Source organism: Pseudomonas sp. GW822-FHT04C11 (genome assembly GCF_058800905.1).
On sequence record NZ_JBXAMS010000045.1, the window covers coordinates 1 to 721 of the forward strand.

Below are 721 nucleotides of genomic sequence, written 5' to 3' on the forward strand. Positions count from 1 at the left end.
ACAGGGTCACGCTCATCGCGGTGCCGGCCGGATTGGTCAGCGTCGCGGTGTAGGTGATCTGGCCACCTTCGGTAATGCTGTTGTCGGCAGTGAGCGTCAGCCCGGTGTTGTCGATCGAATCGGTGATCGTGGTGACCGCCGGGGTGGTGCTCGGGGTCAGCTGTTCGAAATTGCCGCCGGTGGTGCTTTCGATGGTGGTGCTGACGGTGCTGCCGTTTTTGTAAACGTCGTTGGCCGGGGTATCGACCACCACCGAGCCGCTGGTTTTGCCGGCCTCGATGTTGATGACGGCGCCGTTCGACAGGGTCACGCTCATCGCGGTGCCGGCCGGGTTGGTCAGGGTAGCGGTATAGGTGATCTGGCCGCCTTCGGTAATCGTGTTGTTGGCGGTGAGCGTCAGGCCGGTGTTATCGATCGAGTCGGTGATCGTCGTCACCGCCGGGGTGGTGCTTGGAGTCAGCTGCTCGAAATTGCCGCCCGTGGTGCTTTCAATGGTGGTGCTGACGGTGCTGCCGTTTTTGTAGACGTCATTGGCTGGGGTGTCGACCACCACGGAACCGGACGTTTTACCGGCTTCGATGTTGATCACGGCGCCGTTCGACAGGGTCACGCTCATCGCGGTGCCGGCCGGGTTGGTCAGCGTCGCGGTATAGGTGATCTGGCCGCCTTCGGTAATGGTGTTGTTGGCGGTGAGCGTCAGCCCGGTGTTATCGATCGAGTC

General features: G+C 62.0%; 1 protein-coding gene. It reads right to left on the reverse strand.

Translation table 11 applies throughout. The features are described from left to right. Nucleotides 1-721, reverse strand: a 721-nt coding sequence (locus AC1RJ3_RS29620) for an immunoglobulin-like domain-containing protein (RefSeq protein ID WP_493081993.1), incomplete at both ends; no start/stop codon positions are given.